13 protein-coding genes and 2 pseudogenes are annotated in these 17,387 nt (G+C 52.2%); 6 read left to right on the top strand and 9 right to left on the bottom strand.

The genetic code is table 11. The features are described from left to right. From CWM66_RS25470 to hutH, 5 genes and pseudogenes are all read right to left on the bottom strand, one after another. A pseudogene (locus CWM66_RS25470) lies at positions 1–1,368 on the bottom strand (DUF2345 domain-containing protein); the annotation flags it as partial. Further along, a pseudogene (locus tag CWM66_RS25465) lies at positions 1,349–2,116 on the bottom strand (type VI secretion system contractile sheath domain-containing protein); the annotation flags it as partial. The pseudogenes CWM66_RS25465 and CWM66_RS25470, both read right to left, overlap by 20 nt. 34 nt (positions 2,117–2,150) lie before the next feature. Next, positions 2,151–2,648, bottom strand: a complete 498-nt coding sequence (tssB, locus tag CWM66_RS25460; protein WP_107147564.1) for a type VI secretion system contractile sheath small subunit — start codon at positions 2,646–2,648, stop codon at positions 2,151–2,153. Between the two features lie 584 nt (positions 2,649–3,232). Next, positions 3,233–3,880, bottom strand: a complete 648-nt coding sequence (locus CWM66_RS25455; protein ID WP_007370993.1) for a hypothetical protein — start codon at positions 3,878–3,880, stop codon at positions 3,233–3,235. 96 nt (positions 3,881–3,976) lie between these two features. Continuing rightward, a complete protein-coding gene (hutH, locus tag CWM66_RS25450) occupies positions 3,977–5,500 on the bottom strand; it encodes a histidine ammonia-lyase (protein WP_007370992.1) in 1,524 nt (507 codons plus the stop codon). A 572-nt stretch (positions 5,501–6,072) separates the two neighbouring features. On the opposite strand from hutH, the gene ypdK reads away from it, so the two are divergent. Further along, positions 6,073–6,144, top strand: a complete 72-nt coding sequence (gene ypdK, locus CWM66_RS25445) for a membrane protein YpdK (RefSeq protein WP_099458783.1) — start codon at positions 6,073–6,075, stop codon at positions 6,142–6,144. Positions 6,145–6,193: 49 nt separating this feature from the next. On the opposite strand, the gene alaC is transcribed toward ypdK, so the two are convergent. Further along, positions 6,194–7,435, bottom strand: coding sequence for an alanine transaminase (gene alaC, locus CWM66_RS25440; protein ID WP_007370991.1), 1,242 nt, complete (start codon positions 7,433–7,435; stop codon positions 6,194–6,196). A gap of 387 nt (positions 7,436–7,822) precedes the next feature. Here alaC and CWM66_RS25435 point away from each other — a divergent pair, with 387 nt between their 5' ends. Both CWM66_RS25435 and CWM66_RS25430 read left to right on the top strand, forming a co-directional pair. Then, positions 7,823–9,505 (top strand): sensor histidine kinase, encoded by a 1,683-nt coding sequence (locus CWM66_RS25435; protein ID WP_090396379.1) that lies wholly within the window; start codon positions 7,823–7,825, stop codon positions 9,503–9,505. A gap of 12 nt (positions 9,506–9,517) precedes the next feature. After that, the gene (locus CWM66_RS25430; RefSeq protein ID WP_107147562.1) at positions 9,518–10,246 is read left to right on the top strand and encodes a LytTR family DNA-binding domain-containing protein; all 729 of its coding nucleotides are present in this window, start codon (positions 9,518–9,520) and stop codon (positions 10,244–10,246) included. Here CWM66_RS25430 and glk read toward each other — a convergent pair. Continuing rightward, positions 10,243–11,208 carry a glucokinase gene (gene glk, locus CWM66_RS25425; protein ID WP_007370988.1) on the bottom strand — a complete coding sequence of 322 codons (966 nt, stop codon included), beginning with the start codon at positions 11,206–11,208 and terminating at the stop codon, positions 10,243–10,245. The two genes, CWM66_RS25430 and glk, sit on opposite strands and share 4 nt — an antisense overlap. Before the next feature lie 178 nt (positions 11,209–11,386). Between glk and CWM66_RS25420 the strand changes: the two genes are divergently transcribed. Then, positions 11,387–12,622: an ion channel protein gene (locus CWM66_RS25420; RefSeq protein ID WP_107147560.1), complete on the top strand. Its 1,236-nt coding sequence runs from the start codon at positions 11,387–11,389 to the stop codon at positions 12,620–12,622. A gap of 3 nt (positions 12,623–12,625) precedes the next feature. On the opposite strand, the gene CWM66_RS25415 is transcribed toward CWM66_RS25420, so the two are convergent. Further along, positions 12,626–14,281 carry an alpha-keto acid decarboxylase family protein gene (locus tag CWM66_RS25415; RefSeq protein ID WP_107147558.1) on the bottom strand — a complete coding sequence of 552 codons (1,656 nt, stop codon included), beginning with the start codon at positions 14,279–14,281 and terminating at the stop codon, positions 12,626–12,628. A gap of 179 nt (positions 14,282–14,460) precedes the next feature. On the opposite strand from CWM66_RS25415, the gene mgrA reads away from it, so the two are divergent. Both mgrA and ypeC read left to right on the top strand, forming a co-directional pair. After that, the gene (mgrA, locus tag CWM66_RS25410; protein WP_035889040.1) at positions 14,461–15,459 is read left to right on the top strand and encodes an L-glyceraldehyde 3-phosphate reductase; all 999 of its coding nucleotides are present in this window, start codon (positions 14,461–14,463) and stop codon (positions 15,457–15,459) included. Positions 15,460–15,581: 122 nt separating this feature from the next. Next, a complete protein-coding gene (gene ypeC, locus CWM66_RS25405) occupies positions 15,582–15,902 on the top strand; it encodes a DUF2502 domain-containing protein YpeC (protein ID WP_007370984.1) in 321 nt (106 codons plus the stop codon). A 76-nt stretch (positions 15,903–15,978) separates the two neighbouring features. Here the strand turns inward: ypeC and CWM66_RS25400 are convergent, their stop codons facing one another. Then, complete coding sequence (locus CWM66_RS25400) at positions 15,979–17,217, bottom strand: Nramp family divalent metal transporter (RefSeq protein ID WP_007370982.1); 1,239 nt, start codon at positions 17,215–17,217, stop codon at positions 15,979–15,981. Positions 17,218–17,387 lie beyond the last annotated feature (170 nt).

Genomic DNA, 17,387 nt, shown 5'->3' with positions numbered 1-17,387 from the left:
TTATTCGCCCTCCTGGCTATCAGCAATATTGCGCGGATATTCGATTTTTAACTGCGATGGCATAGACGTAAATATTGGAGAAGTCTCTCCTTCTGCACCGGAAATGCCCTCATAAACATCTCCTTCAGCCGTCGTAATTTTATATGTGGTGAAAGGCTTTACTGCTCCGCTGGCCGATGACGTTGTGATAAACCCTTCACTGTACCCTTTCGGGAAAGTCACTGGTGGTGTATCTAAACTGGCAGGACCTGTCTGATTAACATTGGCCGCTTTCAGCAAAATATTTCCCGGACACCCCAGTTCAATATTCCCACCGCTAAGCTTTATATAAGCGCCGCCGCAACTTAAAATCAGTTCCTTGCTGGCATTTACCTTCACGCTCCCCTGACTACTGGCGACAGTGATGTCCTGTAATGCTGAGACATTCATGGCATCTGCCTGCGCCTGAATGTCAACCTTCCCAGCTCCAGCATACATTTTCATTCCTGCAGCCTGTGCAAACAAACTTACAGCTTCGCTTGCCGCTACAGTGAATGATTGCCCGGTACTGATATCCGTGTTTTTACCTGACATAAGGCCAATACTTGCCCCGCCTGAAGCAAGCCGGACAGCCTCAGGACTGATAATGCCTATTCCAGCGGGAGCACTGGCCAGCAATCCTGGCATTTTTAGATATTTCAGTGAGCTGTTTAGCGTCTTTTGGCTGTCGATGTCAGATACTGTTGCCTGTGCCCCTTTCGCAGCGGCCTGGAGGCTTCTTGCCAGCGTGAGTGCCTGCTCCAGTTGTTCTACAGCCCTGTCCATTTCAAGCATTTTACTGCCGACGTCAGGCTGAGCATCTGCAGTAAGCAGAATGCCCTTACCACCACGAACGCTGACCCAGTCGTTAGTGCGCAACTCTGCCCCTTTACCACGAAGAACCCTGGAAGCATTGACGTTGTGCCCTAAATTCAGTTGGGTCTTCCCCCCGTATTCGGTACTGAGCTTAATGTGCTCTTCGCCGCGCTTGTCCTCCATCCGCAGTTTGTTCAGGCCTGCAGTCCTGATCACATTTCGGCTGCTGTTAGCTTCAGTAACGTGGTCAACGTGGCGGGAGTCGTGCATGGCATGGGCAATATACGGCCGATCCGGATCGCCTTCATGGAAGGCAATGGCGACTTCAGTACCCTGTATCAGCGGAAAGTGGAAGCCGTACTTGTCACCACCGTAAGGTTTGGCAAAGCGCACCGGCATGCTTTCCATGCCCTGGCGTTTATCGTCGCGGTCAGCATCAAACTTCACCCGGTACATGCCGGATGCATCCTGCCAGGCGTAGATGTCGTTATCTTTGGCACTGGTCACACGCGCCATCGTCCGTCTCACGGAAGGATTTCCACTTGATGTACTCCGCACGATCGAAGTAGTTACCAATGTCTTTGATGGCCGCAACTTCCTCCATCGAATCCTTGAGGAAAAATTTCGGGCCGGCAGAGCCGATAAATGGCATGTGAGCAGCAGCGGAGACTTTTGAAATGTTGCGCAGGAGCGCGACATCCTGCGCAGACGCATCAAATTCGTAAGCGGAAATCAGCGCAGCGATCGGCTCTCCACCCGGTGTGTCATACTCATCGATGTATGTATGTTTATACAGTCCACTCTGAATGATTTCCGGGCTGTCTTCGAAGTCCTGACGCAGATCTTCTTTGGACATGTCCAGAAGTTCAATTTTCACGTTCTGGCGAAAATCTGTTTTATCCACCAGCGACTTCACACCGCGCCAGAGGCTCTCTACAGCCTGAAACTCCTCATGGTGCATCACGGCATCCAGTTGGCGGCTAATCTGATAGTCGAGTTCTGCAATATGGTGGTCTATCAGGTTCTTATCGAGCTTTTCAATTTTAGAACCGGCTTTTGTCAGACACTCCAGAAAGACCTGCATCCCGGCGGTCAGACGCTCATCGGCTGTGGCATCAGACATTGCCTGCGCATCCTGCCAGATATCCAGAGCACTCAGTTCAGAGACCGGATTCAGGTTAATTTTTTCAAACAGAGAAGCATAAACCCCGCCTGCCGCAGGGCGTTCCAGAACCACGCTTTCGCCGCCAGTCGCATTCTCATTTTTTACAGACATCAGCATCTTCCTTATTAATCCGTTAAATCATCAGTGACCGTTATGGCTGTTTCGGTGCCAGGGCTGACAGCTCAGTTCTGAGTTCTGCGCTCAATTCCGGGTCGAGGAGAATTTTTTCCAGCTCCTTTCGGAAAGCCTGATTGTCCAGCAGGTTCGCTTTTAAATCGCGAAGCAGATTGCGCATGGAAAGCATTGCCTTCAGCTGGGGAATTTGGCGGGCCACCTTTTCCGGCGAGAAATCCTTCATACTTTGAAATGTCAGGCTAATATTGTCTTCGCTGCCATCATCAGCCAGCGTATTTTTAACGGTCAGACTGACGTTTGGGGAATATTCAGAAAGAACACTATCAAAATTATTTTTGGAAATATTTACCTTACTACGTTCTGATAATGACGCAGTTTCCTGCCCGTTACTAAAGTCACCGGCAACCAATAATTTCAGTGGTAATTCCGTTTTTTTGCTCGCCCCGCCCGTATGCAGATCAAGTTTTAAATTAATACGTGCCTTAGGCACTTCGTTCTGGAAGCTGTCAGCCATTTACCTGTCCCTCTGTTTATATTTGCGCATATTTTCCATGCACGACCTTTCCTGGCTCGCGATAATAGAACAATGATCTATAAAATATCAAATACACAAACTCTTAAACCATATATATAATAAAATTAAGAATTTTCACCCATTAATTAAGAAGAGAGTAATTATGATAAATAAGAAAAACAAACTATCATCACTGCTAAAAATAAAGCTTTATAGCGAAAAAACAAAAAAGGATAGAGCATTGTTAAAAATGCGATTTTAAAATGACATGCATCAATGTTAAGAAAATAAAAATACCCATTCGCGATAAGAGATGTAATTACAGAGCGAAATAATGGAAAGGATAAGAAACTGACAGGAGAAATGGATGAGGTAAACACGTCGAAAATATGACCACATGGCCAATAATTATTTTAAGGCCGACCTGAAATGGTAAATAAACCCGCAATCAGAATTTTCAGTTCGACCGACAAAGTGAATGCACGGCAAAAGGAAGCCATACTGAGGGCTTAATCTTCTGCCAAACAGAATGCAGTCAATAATTAACCGCAAAGAAAGAGCACATATTCCGGCCAGAAATGTCCTCACGCACTTTCATTTTCTACTTCTACGCGCCGATAGACTGGTACACGCCGCGTTGTTCCGGTCAAATTATCAAAAACGTCCGTTTCAGCGGTGACTATCTTCAGGCCGGTTTTTCTCAGTCGTTGCACATCGGCGGCGATTCGCTGAATACCAAACCAGAAAAGCCCGTCCAGCGCGGTTACCTGTAATCCTTCCGTCAGCGCAACTTTAAGACGCTCACGCGGTGCTTTAGTCTCTTTCGCAATCTGTTGATAAGGCGCGGCTGTATTGCCTTCGGCATCAATCCGACGGATGCGCGTTGACAGCCGGTACTGAAATTCATCCGGAATACCGCTCAAATCGTTTCTCAACGTGTAGACGCAACCAAAACGCTTACCGTTAAACAGCACATTTTTCTGGCTGATTTGCAGTTCATCACGCAGGCTGGCGATCAGTTGCGGAGCGCGAATAAGCAGCAACCGGAAAGGTAATTCAAAGCTGGTGACATAATCGACATTCAGCAGCGCGATCCGCAGGCGCTCTTCGGCTCCGGCCTGCGTCTGACGGCACTCTTCTGCGACATCGGCCCATTGCTGCGTCAGGCGCGGCGTTTCACCCACTTCCGTAAAACTGTACTTCTCTATCTGATAGTCAATTCTTCCGGTCACGCTGAATTCCCTGCTGGTCACGTTACAGTATGCTTCACTTTACCAACCCAGGCGTTTAACCGGAAGTGAGTTAACGAACCGCAATCCGGTGATCCTTTATGACAAAATATCCGGTAGCAGCAGTGCCAGATGACGCTCCGCCAGCATCTGCGAAGCCTGCTCAATATCCGGCGCGAAGTAGCGATCTTTATCGTAATGAGACACCCGTTCACGTAGCAAATGGCGCGCCTGCTCAAGTAACGGGCTGGAGGTTAATCCTTCCCGCATATCCAGCCCCTGGCAGGCAGCCAGCCATTCCACGGCAATCACGCCGCGGGTATTAGCCGCCATTTCCCAGAGCCGACGACCGGCAGCAGGCGCCATCGAAACATGATCTTCCTGATTAGCAGAGGTCGGCAAACTATCGACACTGTGCGGATGCGACAACGCTTTGTTCTCACTCGCCAGCGCTGCGGCTGTAACCTGGGCAATCATAAAACCGGAGTTAACACCGCCGTTTTTTACCAGGAAGGGCGGAAGTTGCGACATATGGCTGTCCATCAACAGAGCGATACGCCGCTCCGCCAGCGAGCCGATTTCAGCGATGGCCAGCGCGATATTATCAGCGGCCATCGCAACCGGCTCCGCGTGGAAATTACCACCGGAGATCACCTCATTTTCAGCAGCGAAAACCAGCGGGTTATCAGAAACCGCATTCGCTTCGGTCAGCAACACATCGGCGGCAAAACGCAGCTGCGTCAGACACGCTCCCATTACCTGCGGCTGGCAGCGCAATGAGTAAGGATCCTGCACTTTATTGCAGTTGTGATGAGACTGTGAAACCTCGCTATTATCAGTCAGCACATGGCGATAGAGAGCCGCCGCGTCGATCTGCCCACGCTGACCACGCACTTCGTGAATGCGCGCATCGAATGGACGGCGTGAACCGAGCGCCGCCTCGGTGGTCAGCGCACCACAAACCACTGCAGAAGCGAACAGATCTTCGGCCTCAAACAGGCCGCGCAATGCGAACGCTGTCGAGGTTTGCGTCCCGTTGAGCAGCGCCAGCCCCTCTTTCGCCGCCAGCGTCAGCGGAGCAAGCCCGGCTCTGTTCAGTGCTTCAGTTGCAGGCAACCATTCGCCTTGCCAGCGCGCTTTGCCTTCGCCAAGCAGCGTAAGCGACATATGTGCTAAAGGCGCTAAATCGCCGGACGCACCGACAGATCCTTTCGCCGGGATCCAGGGATAAACACCTGCATTTACCATCGCCACCAACATCTGGATCACCTGCAAACGAATGCCGGAAAAGCCACGCGCAAGGCTGTTGATCTTCAGCACCATAATCAGGCGCACCAGGTCATCATCCAGCGGTTCGCCAACGCCCGCAGCGTGAGAAAGCACCAAAGAACGCTGTAAATTTTCCAGATCGTCGGTAGCGATACGCGTCTGAGCAAGTAATCCAAAACCGGTATTAATACCGTATGCCGTTCGACCTTCCGCCATGATGGCATTGACGCAAGCGACGCTGTCGTTGATGGCGGTAAAGGCGCGCTCATCCAGCGTTAACAGGTGCGGTTGGCTATAGATATCACGCAGTTGGGTCAGTGTGAGTTGGCCGGGGATGAGGGTGATATTTTTCATTGTCAGCAAAGTCTCTGCAGTGAGGATATAAATACATATACTTGTCTATACATATCCACGCAAGCCAGCTTTTAACAAGAAAGATACAGTTTTGTTATATTGCGCCTGCAATCACGGTTTTATACAACGCCTGGCCAGTCATGTCGCTCGCTCCACCATATGATTTAAGCCCCTATTCTTACTCATGACATAAGTATGCATTATGCTTCTGGTGTGCAAAACGTGACCACCATCAAAAAATAAGTCTTAGAATTCAAGTGGAAATGAACCGTTTCAGCCTTGCGTTTTTTGCGTCGCTCAAAGGCAATTTATTTAGCAACGAAAGTATTGTGTCGCCAAAGCCCGACACATTGTAAGTCACTAAAATTTCATAAAAAAAAGCCTCTTGTAAGGCCAAAAAATTAAGCGTACATTAGCCCCCGTTGGTGAGGAATTCACCCGAAATTCTGAGATGGAGCTGTGGCCAGAATGGAGATAATTCTCAATTTGGTTTTGGCGTAGTTTCACCTCTCTATACTCAGTCCTTGTTAAGGTCATTAAGTGCATACTGAAACGTATGCGGAGCGATGAACGTGAAATATTTCTTTATGGGCATTTCTGTGATGGTCATTGTGTGGGCCGGCACTTTCGCCCTGATGATCTGACCTGAGCTATTGATGCGGAAAAAAACAGGAGCCTCGCGGCTCCTTTTTTTTAGGGTTCAATATCTTCTGTTGCGCTTTTTTGCGTCACTGGCAGTAGCCCGTCGTTGCGGAACATCGTCTTAATGCCGCGTACCGCCTGACGGATACGATCGCGGTTTTCAATCAAGGCAAAACGAACATGGGTGTCGCCGTAATCACCAAAACCAATGCCAGGAGAGACGCACACTTTGGCGTCTTGCAGTAACTTTTTGGCAAACTCCAGCGAGCCCATCGCCGCATACGGTTCCGGAATTTTCGCCCATACATACATTGAGGCTTTTGGCATTTCAACCATCCAGCCCGCTTCATGCAGCCCTTTCACCAGCACGTCGCGGCGGCGCTTATACTGTGCGGCAATATCGCGTACGCACTGCTGATCCCCCTCCAGCGCAGCAATCGCGGCTACCTGCAATGGCGTAAACGTGCCGTAGTCATGGTAACTTTTAATGCGCGCCAGCGCGTTCACCAGCACCGGGTTACCGACCATAAATCCAATGCGCCAGCCGGCCATATTGTAGCTTTTCGAGAGTGTGAAAAACTCCACCGCAACGTCGCGCGCGCCCGGCACCTGCATAATCGACGGCGCTTTCCAGCCATCATAAACGATATCGGCATAAGCCAGATCGTGAACCACCAGCACGTCGTAACGTTTAGCCAGCGCGACCACTTTCTCAAAGAATTCCAGCTCCACGCATTGTGCCGTTGGGTTGGACGGGAAACCCAGAATCATCATCTTTGGTTTCGGGTAACTTTCACGGATCGCGCGTTCGAGCTCATTGAAAAAATCCACACCTTCAACCAACGGCACAGAGCGAACCTGCGCACCCGCAATCACCGCGCCATAAATGTGGATCGGATAGCTTGGGTTCGGCACCAGGACGGTATCACCGTGATCCAGTGTCGCCAGCATCAGATGCGCCAGCCCCTCTTTCGAACCGATGGTCACAATGGCCTCAGTTTCCGGATCGATCTCGACCTGATAGCGATCCTGATACCAGCGGGAAATAGCCCGACGCAGCCGAGGAATGCCGCGCGAAGTTGAATAGCCGTGAGTATCCGGACGCTGGGCAACCGTGCAAAGTTTCTCAACAATATGCGCTGGTGTTGCGCCGTCCGGGTTGCCCATACTGAAATCGATAATATCTTCACCGCGACGACGCGCAGCCATTTTCAGTTCAGCGGTGATATTAAAAACATAAGGGGGAAGACGATCGATACGCGTAAAACGACGTTCAGGACTGAAGTCAGCCATAGATTCCTCGGAGTAACGTTAGCGCCCGGACCGTCCGAGCGACGTCGCTGTCAACACAGCGTGCTTAAAACATATCCTGAAAAATTTCCTGCTGTCGAGAGAAAAAAGAAAAATAATGGTCAGGTATAAAAGAGGAACATCGATTTAGGAAAGGGGAGTCAATCTCATCCTCTTATCACTAAATTGAGTGCTAAATTTAACAATATGATATCAATGTAATTACTTTTATTTTTCAGTATCTTTCGCCATTCGCCACTATCCTTTGAGCATCTTTTAATCCCCTTTTGGAAATATGGTCTTTCCCCATTGAACGAATGAATGTGGTGACTGGTTATCTGCGACAGGGTTCCTTATCATAGCTTTTTGACGTCATTCACCGAGTCCCCTGTGCACGAAATATTCGATATGTTATTGGCGGTTTTCGATCGCGCAGCATTAATGCTGATCTGCCTGTTCTTTTTGATCCGCATGCGCCTGTTTCGCGAACTGCTGCATAAAACCGCCCACACGCCAAAAGAATTGCTTGCGGTTACCGCGATCTTCTCCATGTTCGCCCTGTTCAGCACCTGGTCCGGCGTGCCGGTTGAAGGTTCGCTGGTTAACGTGCGTATTATTGCCGTTATGGCCGGCGGGATTCTGTTTGGCCCGTGGGTCGGAATTATTACCGGCGTCATCGCCGGGGTACACCGCTATCTGATCGACATTGGTGGCGTTACCGCAGTTCCATGCTTTATCACCAGTATTATTGCCGGGATTTTTTCGGGAATGATTAACCGAAAAGTTCCCAAAGCGCAGCACTGGCGCGTGGGGATCATTGGCGGCATGATTTGCGAAAGCCTGACCATGATTTTGGTAGTTGTCTGGGCACCAAGCATCGCGCTGGGGCTGGATATTGTCTCCAAAATCGGTGTGCCGATGATCCTCGGCAGCGTTTGTATCGGCTTTATTGTGTTGCTGGTGCAAAGTGTCGAAGGGGAAAAAGAGGCTATCGCGGGTCGCCAGGCAAAGCTGGCGCTGGATATTGCGAATAAAACATTGCCATTATTCCGTAACGTCAATAGCGACTCGCTGCGTCAGATATGCGATATCATTCGTCGCGATATAAAAGCCGATGCCGTGGCAATCACCAATACCGATCATGTGCTGGCGTACGTTGGTGTCGGCGAAAATAACTATCGCGACAGCGACGATATTCTCAGCCCGACCACGCATCAGTCGATCAGCACAGGCGAAATTATCATTAAAAACAATGATGAAGCCCACCGCACGCCTGAAATTCACTCCATGCTGGTGATCCCGTTACGGGAGCAGAGTGTGGTCACCGGTACGTTGAAGATCTACTATTGCCATGCTCATCAGATCACCTCCTCTTTACAGGAGATGGCGGTCGGGTTATCGCAAATTATCTCGACCCAACTGGAAGTTTCCCGCGCTGAGCAACTGCGTGAAATGGCGAACAAGGCAGAACTGCGCGCACTGCAAAGCAAAATAAACCCGCACTTCCTGTTTAATGCCCTGAATGCGATTTCTTCCTCTATTCGTCTCAACCCGGATACCGCCCGACAACTGATTTTCAATTTGTCGCGTTATCTGCGCTATAACATTGAATTAAAAGACGATGAGCAGATCGACATCAAAAAAGAGCTGTATCAAATTAAAGATTACATTGCGATCGAACAGGCGCGTTTTGGCGACAAATTGACCGTTATTTATGACATTGATGAAGAGGTCAGTTGTGTGATCCCCAGTCTGCTGATCCAGCCGCTGGTAGAAAACGCCATTGTGCACGGCATTCAGCCCTGTAAAGGCAAAGGCGTGGTAACGATAAGTGTGGAAGAGTGCGGCAACCGCGTACGTATCGCGGTTCGTGATACCGGCAACGGCATCGCACCGGAGATGATTGCCCGCGTTGAGGCCGATGAAATGCCGGGCAATAAGATTGGCCTGCTTAACGTTCACCAGCGCGTAAAATTGCTCTACGGCGAAGGATTACATATTCGCCGCCTGACACCGGGAACCGAAATCGCCTTTTATGTTCCGCGCTCGCCGTCCGCCACATTGTTGCCCTAACTGGAGAAGTCGATGAAGGTCATCATTGTTGAAGATGAATTCCTGGCGCAACAGGAGTTGAGCTGGCTGATAAAAGAGCACAGCCAGATGGAGATCGTCGGTACCTTTGACGATGGCCTTGATGTGCTGAAATATTTACAGCACAACAAGGTTGATGCCATTTTTCTGGATATCAATATTCCGTCGCTGGATGGCGTATTGCTGGCGCAAAACATCAGCCAGTTCGCACATAAACCCTTTATTGTGTTTATTACTGCGTGGAAAGAGCATGCAGTCGAAGCCTTCGAACTGGAAGCGTTTGACTACATTCTGAAGCCGTACCAGGAGTCGCGAATAATCAGCATGCTGCGGAAGCTGGAAGCGGCCTGGCAGCAGCAATCGGGTACCGCCAGCAGCCCGCAATCGCGGGAAAATGCCACGATTAATCTGGTGAAAGACGAACGCATTATCGTTACCAACATTAACGATATTTATTATGCGGAAGCGCATGAAAAAATGACCTTCGTCTATACGAAGCGGGAATCGTACGTGATGCCGATGAATATCACTGAGTTTTGCAGCAAGCTGCCAACGGCGCATTTCTTTCGCTGCCACCGCTCGTACTGCGTGAATCTGGATAAAATTCGCGAGATCGAACCGTGGTTCAACAACACCTATATCTTGCGGCTGCGGGACCTGGATTTTCAGGTGCCCGTCAGCCGCAGCAAAGTTAAAGAATTCAGGCAGCTAATGAATCTTTAAAGGAAATGACCCAGCGTCTGGCGCAGATGTGCGCCAGAGCCGAGCAGGCCGGGGTTATCGTGCACAATGAGATAGACCGGAATGTCCTGCACATAGGACTTGAAACGCCCTTTATCTTCAAAGCCGCCACGGAAACCGGAGGCGGTAAAGAAATCAAGGAAGCGAGGCACGATCCCGCCCGCGATATACACCCCGCCGAATGTACCGAGATTCAGCGCCAGGTTACCGCCAAAACGCCCCATAATGACGCAGAACAACGACAATGCGCGGCGGCAGTCAATGCAACTGTCCGCCAGCGCTCGTTCGGTAACATCTTTGGGTTGCAGATTCTCCGGTAAACGACCGTCAGATTTCACAATCGCCCGGTAAAGATTGACCAGCCCAGGACCAGAGAGTACACGTTCGGCGGAGACATGGCCGATTTCCGCCCGCAATTCTTCGAGGATAATCCCCTCTTCTTCACTGTTCGGTGCGAAATCGACGTGACCGCCTTCGCCCGGCAGACTCACCCAGCGTTTATCGACATGCACCAGATGCGCAACGCCAAGACCCGTACCAGCGCCGTAAACAGCGATCGGCTTGCCTTCCACCGCCTCACCGCCGCCAAACTGGATCAGGTGATCTTTTTTCAGCATCGGGATCGCCATTGATACGGCGGTAAAATCATTAATAATTTCCAGATGCGCAAAGCCGAGGTTTTTCTTCATTTCCGCAATCGAGAAAGCCCATGTGTGATTCGTCATCGCCACCCAGTCGCCGGTAATCGGACAAGCAATAGCGATGCAGCCGTCTTCCACGCTGACGTCATGTTCTTCAAGATAAACGCGCACTACGGCTTCCAGGCTCGGGTAATCGAGGCCGGAATAAGTTTTGGCCCGGGAGATATCACCACTGTCGACATCGCACAACGCTAAGCGCGCGTTGGTACCGCCCACGTCTCCCACTAAAGCATACTTTGTCATTCTTTTACGGCTCCGCTAAAGTCAGAATAAATCTTTGGCACACTGTAAATTCAAGGCGCTGTAACAACAACGACGATAACACGAGTGCCCCAGGATAATCGATCTACGTCACAGATTAACCCGCGGGCTGCCGCCAGATTGTTCTGCGTCGCCCCGACGTCTTTACAAGGACCTATGTATGCTTCATCCGCGAGCCAGAACACTGTTACTGCTGGCCCTGCCTGCGTTGACTATCGGCGTGGCCTCCAGCCTTGTGCTGCAACTGGTAATGAAGATCGCTTCGCTGCTGCAAGCCGTTTTGTGGAGCGGCATTCCGTGGCAACTGGGCATTGCGCCCGATTCGCCAGGCTGGATCTTATCGATACTGACGCTAACCGGGATCGCCGTTGGTCTGGTGATCCGTTTCAGTCGCGAACACGGTGGTCCGGATCCGGTGACCGTCCCGCTGATCAATGCGCCAGTGTCCCTCAAAGCATTGCCCGGCCTGGTGCTGGCGCTGATCCTCGGGCTGGCGGGTGGCGTTAGCCTTGGGCCGGAACATCCGGTAATGGTGCTAAATATTGCGCTCGCGGTGGCGCTGGGCACACGCATCTTCCCGCGCGTAGCGCCGCTGGACTGGACCATCCTCGCGTCGGCGGGCACCCTTGGCGCGCTGTTCGGTACGCCGGTAGCGGCAGCGCTAGTATTTTCACAAACCCTGACCGCCAGCAATGACGTGCCGCTGTGGGACCGTTTATTCGCGCCGCTGATGGCCGCCGCGGCTGGCGCGCTGACCACCAGCTTGTTCTCCCTGCCCCATTTTGCCCTGCCAATCCCCCATTATCCCCAGTTGCATATCGTCGATATCATCAGCGGCGCGGTGGTCACTGTTTTTGCCATCGCGCTGGGTATGGTTGCCGTCTGGTGCCTGCCGCGCCTGCACCGGTTGATGCACAAGCTGCATAACCCGGTGATGGTTCTTGGCGTTGGCGGCTTCCTGCTTGGCCTGTTGGGGATCATTGGTGGCCCGGTCACGCTGTTTAAGGGGCTGGACGAGATGCAACAACTGGCCTTCGCCCAGACGCTAACGGTGACGGATTACCTGCTGTTTGCGGTGGTAAAACTGGCTGCACTGGTGGTTGCTGCCGCTTGCGGTTTTCGCGGCGGGCGTATTTTTCCGGCGGTGTTTGTCGGTGTGGCACTCGGGCTGATGCTGCATGAGCATGTCGATGCCGTACCCGCCGCCGTGACGGTTTCTTGCGCGGTGCTCGGTATGGTGCTGGTGGTAACGCGCGATGGCTGGCTGAGCCTGTTTCTTGCCGCCGTGGTGGTGCCGGATACCACGTTGCTGCCGCTGTTGTGCATCGTGATCCTTCCCGCCTGGCTGCTGCTTGCCGGGAAACCGATGATGATTGTTCCCCGGCGCGATCAATAACGCTTAGCTGTTGCGCTCTTCGAGCGCGTGGGTGACTTCCCGTAGCAGATCCGGCAGATCGTTTTTTGGCAGCATCACTTCTATCAACGCAAGGCGGTGGTGATGCGCCGCCGCTTTCAGCGCTTCCGCCAATTGCACGGTTTCACTCACGCGCCAACATTCTGCCTGGCAGTCCACGCTTAAAGCATGGGGAAGATGGGTCCAGTTCCAGCGGGCAATGTCGTTATAGCGCTGTTTTGCGCCGTGAATAGCGCGTTCGACCGTATAGCCATCATTGTTGAGCAGTAAAATGATCGGCCGTTGCCCGTCACGCAGCATCGATCCCAGTTCCTGAATCGTCAGTTGCGCCGCGCCATCGCCAGTGATCAACACCACCCGGCGTTCCGGGCAGGCGGTTTGCGTGCCAAACGCGGCGGGCAGGCAAAAACCAATTGATCCCCATAGCGGCTGTACCAGCAGATCCGCTCCGGCAGGCAGACGCAGGGAGGCTGCGCCAAACGCCGCCGTGCCCTGATCCGCCAGCAAAATGTCATCAGGACGAATAAATTCCTGTACGGTCTGCCAGAATGTCTCCTGATTAAGTGTCCCCTGATGAACCGGGGCATGAGCAACCTGCGACGGGCGATGATTTGCTACGGAATGCGCTCTGGCACGCACGAGGGGAATCAATGCATTTATCGCCTCCCGCATCGGAATACCGCTAAACCACACATTGCCGACGCGGGCGGCAAACGGCTGGATTTCAATGGTACGCTCCTGCGCAAGTCGCTGGGTAAACCCGGCGGTCAGCGTATCGGTAAAACGTGTACCGATGCAGATTAGCGTATCCGCACCCTCTATCGCCTCTCGCACTGGCGCCGGGCTGGCCGCGCCGCTGTAGGTGCCAACAAAACCGGGTTGCGTTTCATCAAATAACCCTTTCCCCATTAGCAGTGTGGCATGCGGCAGCGGTGAATCTTTCATCCAGCATTGCAGCATTTTATGAACACCAAAACGGCGGGCGAGAAAGTCGGCCAACAACGCCACGCAGGAACCGGCTGATAACATCGCCTGCGCATGCTGACGAAAGGCATTCAGGCACGCTTCGTTTACCGGGAACGGGGAAATTTTGAGAGCGTTTACAGGCGGAATGGCAGGCATTTTCGCCACATCAGCAGGCAGCATCAGATAGCCTGGACGGGACTGTGTCAGCATCACTTCGAGCACACGATCGATCTCATAGCAGGCATTTTGCACTGTTAAAATGGCGCGTGCGGCGGTGACCGACTCACTCATCCGGTAAAAATGGTGGAAATCGCCGTCGCCAAGCGTGTGGTGCAACAATTCACCCCGTTGCTGTACGCCGCTACAGGGCGCACCAACGATATGTAATAGCGGAACATATTCGGCATAGCTGCCAGCAACGCCGTTGATTGCGCTCAGTTCGCCCACGCCGAAGGTGGTTAATAACGCACTCGCTCCCCGACAACGCCCATAACCATCAGCGGCATAGGCGGCATTAAGTTCATTTGCACAACCCACCCACTGCACAGCCGGGTGTTGAATCACATGATCGAGAAATTGCAGGTTATAGTCGCCCGGCACGCCAAAAAGGTGGTGGATACCGCAGCCAGCAAGCCTGTCGAGTAAGTAGTCGGCAATTGAGTAATCACTTTGCATGTCGTTGATCCCTGACCTCTAACATTGATCTGAGTATTAAAGAAGTGTGATGAGAATCCAGGTTAGAGGTCATATTTCAGGTGGAAAGTAAGCTTTACGACACAACCCGGTGTACGCTCAGGAAGGCCAGTTTGTGTAAACGTATACACTCACGTAATAAAGACATAAAGGAGTACGGCATGGCTTATCAGGCAGATCCTGGGCGTTATCAAAACATGGCTTATCGTCGCTGCGGCGACAGCGGATTAAAGCTTCCGGCCATTTCCCTTGGGCTGTGGCACAATTTTGGTGATACCACGCTGCTGGAAAACAGCCGTCAGTTATTGCGGCACGCTTTCAATCTCGGTATTACGCACTTTGACCTTGCCAATAACTATGGACCACCGCCGGGATCGGCTGAACGCAATTTTGGTTGCATACTGCATGAGGATTTTCACTCCCTGCGGGATGAACTGATTATCTCCACTAAAGCCGGTTACACCATGTGGGATGGCCCGTATGGCGACTGGGGTTCCCGCAAGTATTTGATTGCCAGCCTCGATCAAAGCCTGCATCGGATGGGGCTTGAGTATGTGGATATTTTCTACCATCACCGCCCGGACCCGGAAACACCGCTGAAAGAGACGATGCGCGCGCTAGATCATATTGTGCGCCAGGGCAAAGCGCTGTATGTCGGCCTGTCTAACTACCCGGCAGCACAGGCGCGGGAAGCAATTGATATTCTTAATGATCTGGGAACACCTTGCCTGATCCATCAGCCCAAATATTCGATGTTTGAGCGCTGGGTTGAAGACGGATTGCTGGACGTGCTGCAGGAAAAAGGGGTGGGCAGCATTGCCTTCTCTCCGCTGGCTGGCGGCCAGCTAACCGACCGCTATTTGCAGGGGATCCCAGCGGATTCGCGCGCTGCCAGCGGCAGCCGTTTTCTGAATCCGGAGCAGCTCACCACACAAAAACTGGACATCGTGCGCGCGTTGAATGCGTTGGCGCAACGGCGTGGTCAGAAGCTGTCGCAGATGGCGCTGGCATGGGTACTGCGGGATGATAAGGTGACGTCAGTGCTGATTGGTGCCAGCAAGATAAGCCAGCTTGACGATGCGGTTGGCATGCTGGAAAACCGTCACTTCACTGCGGATGAACGTGCTAAGATCGATGGGATTCTGAACGGTACAAAATAAATACATTTTTAGCAAAAAGTGCTGCCATTCACGATTTAAGAGTTCCGCCAATAATACGGGGTATTGCCGCCCCGTAAAATTGTTGTAACAGGCCGTTTCGGCCCGATCGTGAGGAGAAGAGTATGTTCAGGTCACTGATTCTGGCAGCAGTGTTAATGGCTTCAGCGCCGCTGGTCGCTAATGCTGGCGAAATCACCCTGTTGCCGTCGATTAAATTACAAATTGGCGATCGCGATAACTATGGTAACTACTGGGACGGCGGACGCTGGCGTGACCGGGACTACTGGGGCCGCCACTATGAATGGCGCGGTAATCGCTGGTACAGACACGATCGCGGTTGGCATCGCGGCTGGGATAAACACGATGCTTACGAGCGCGGCTATCGTGAAGGCTGGCGTGACCGTGATGATCATCGCGGCCCAGGGCGCGGCCATCACCACTAATTTTCGTGCCGGAAGCGCTCTGCTAACCGGCATTCAACACCCTGCCCGCAACGCCAAACGGCTGCGGGCATTTTCATTATAAATCTGCAAGTGTTCCGACCAGCAGCCAGCCATTCAAGCTCACCACCAGCACCACAATTAACCAGCCTATGCGGTTTACCAGCGCGCTGTTTACCAGCCCGCCCATCAATTTACGGTCGCTGGTAAAGACCAGTAACGGCACCAGTGCCAGTGCGATGCCGAAGCTCAACAGCACCTGGCTCATCACCAGAATGCGGGTCGGATCAAGCCCCAGCCAGATCACGATAAACGACGGCATCATGGTAATGCTGCGGCGCACCCACAGCGGAATGTGAAAGCGGACAAATCCCTGCATCACCACCTGTCCCGCCAGCGTCCCCACCACGGTGGAAGAGAGACCAGCCGCCACCAGGCTCAGACCAAAAATGGTTGCCGCAGCATGGCTTAAAAGCGGTTCCAGCGTCAGATAAGCCTGATCGAGATCGGCCACGCCGGTATGTCCGTTGAAATGAAACGCCGCCGCTGCCGTCGCCATCATCGCCAGGTTAACAAAGCCGGCAATGGTCATGGCAATGCCCACGTCCCATTTTGTCGCAGAGTAGCGCTCGTGCTGCGTGCCCTGATGCAGATGCTGCGTCAGCGACGAATGCAGGTAAATCACGTGTGGCATGATGGTTGCACCAAGCACACCAGCGGCAAGGAACACGGCATCCGTTCCCGGCAAACTGGGGATGATAATGCCTTGCGCCAGTTGCGCCAGCTTCGGCTGCGAAAAGACCAGCTCAACAATGTATGCCGCCGCCACAAACAACAACAGCCCGCCAATGACTTTCTCAAGCGGTTTTTGCCCGCGACGTTGCAGCATCAAAATAAGGAATGTCGCAATACCAGTGAGTACTGCGCCTTGCAGAAGTGAAACGCCAAGGATCAATTTGAAGCCAATCGCAGCGCCAATAAATTCAGCCAGATCGGTCGCCATGGCGATGATTTCCGCCTGAATCCAGTAAAACCACACCAGCGGACGCGGATAGTGATCGCGGATCTGCTCAGCGAGATTTTTTCCGGTGGCGATACCGAGTTTGGCAGACAGCAACTGGATCAACATCGCCATAACGTTGGCCCACACGACAACCCACAGCAACTGGTAGCCAAAGCTGGCCCCTGCCTGGATATTGGTGGCGAAATTTCCCGGATCGATGTAGCCAATCGCGGCAATAAACGCAGGCCCCATTAACGCCAGCTTTAACTTGCGCGCTGCACGCCCACTGCTATTCTCAACGCGACTATTGTTCATTTATTGCCCCTAAATATAGCCTTTGCTATGTTTCATGTTAGCAAAATGAGAATGATTATCAAGTTCATTTAAAGTGGATTTACCTGATTTCTCTGATAGCCAGAAACGATAGAAGGGCCGGATCTCAAGGATGGTGACGGCGGTAGCAGGAACCATCGTCGAATTATGTT

It is taken from the genome of Kosakonia sp. H7A, from assembly GCF_003028445.1.
In the GTDB taxonomy this organism is placed as follows: Bacteria; Pseudomonadota; Gammaproteobacteria; order Enterobacterales; family Enterobacteriaceae; genus Kosakonia; species Kosakonia radicincitans.
This window is presented reverse-complemented; position numbering and strand designations above follow the sequence as displayed.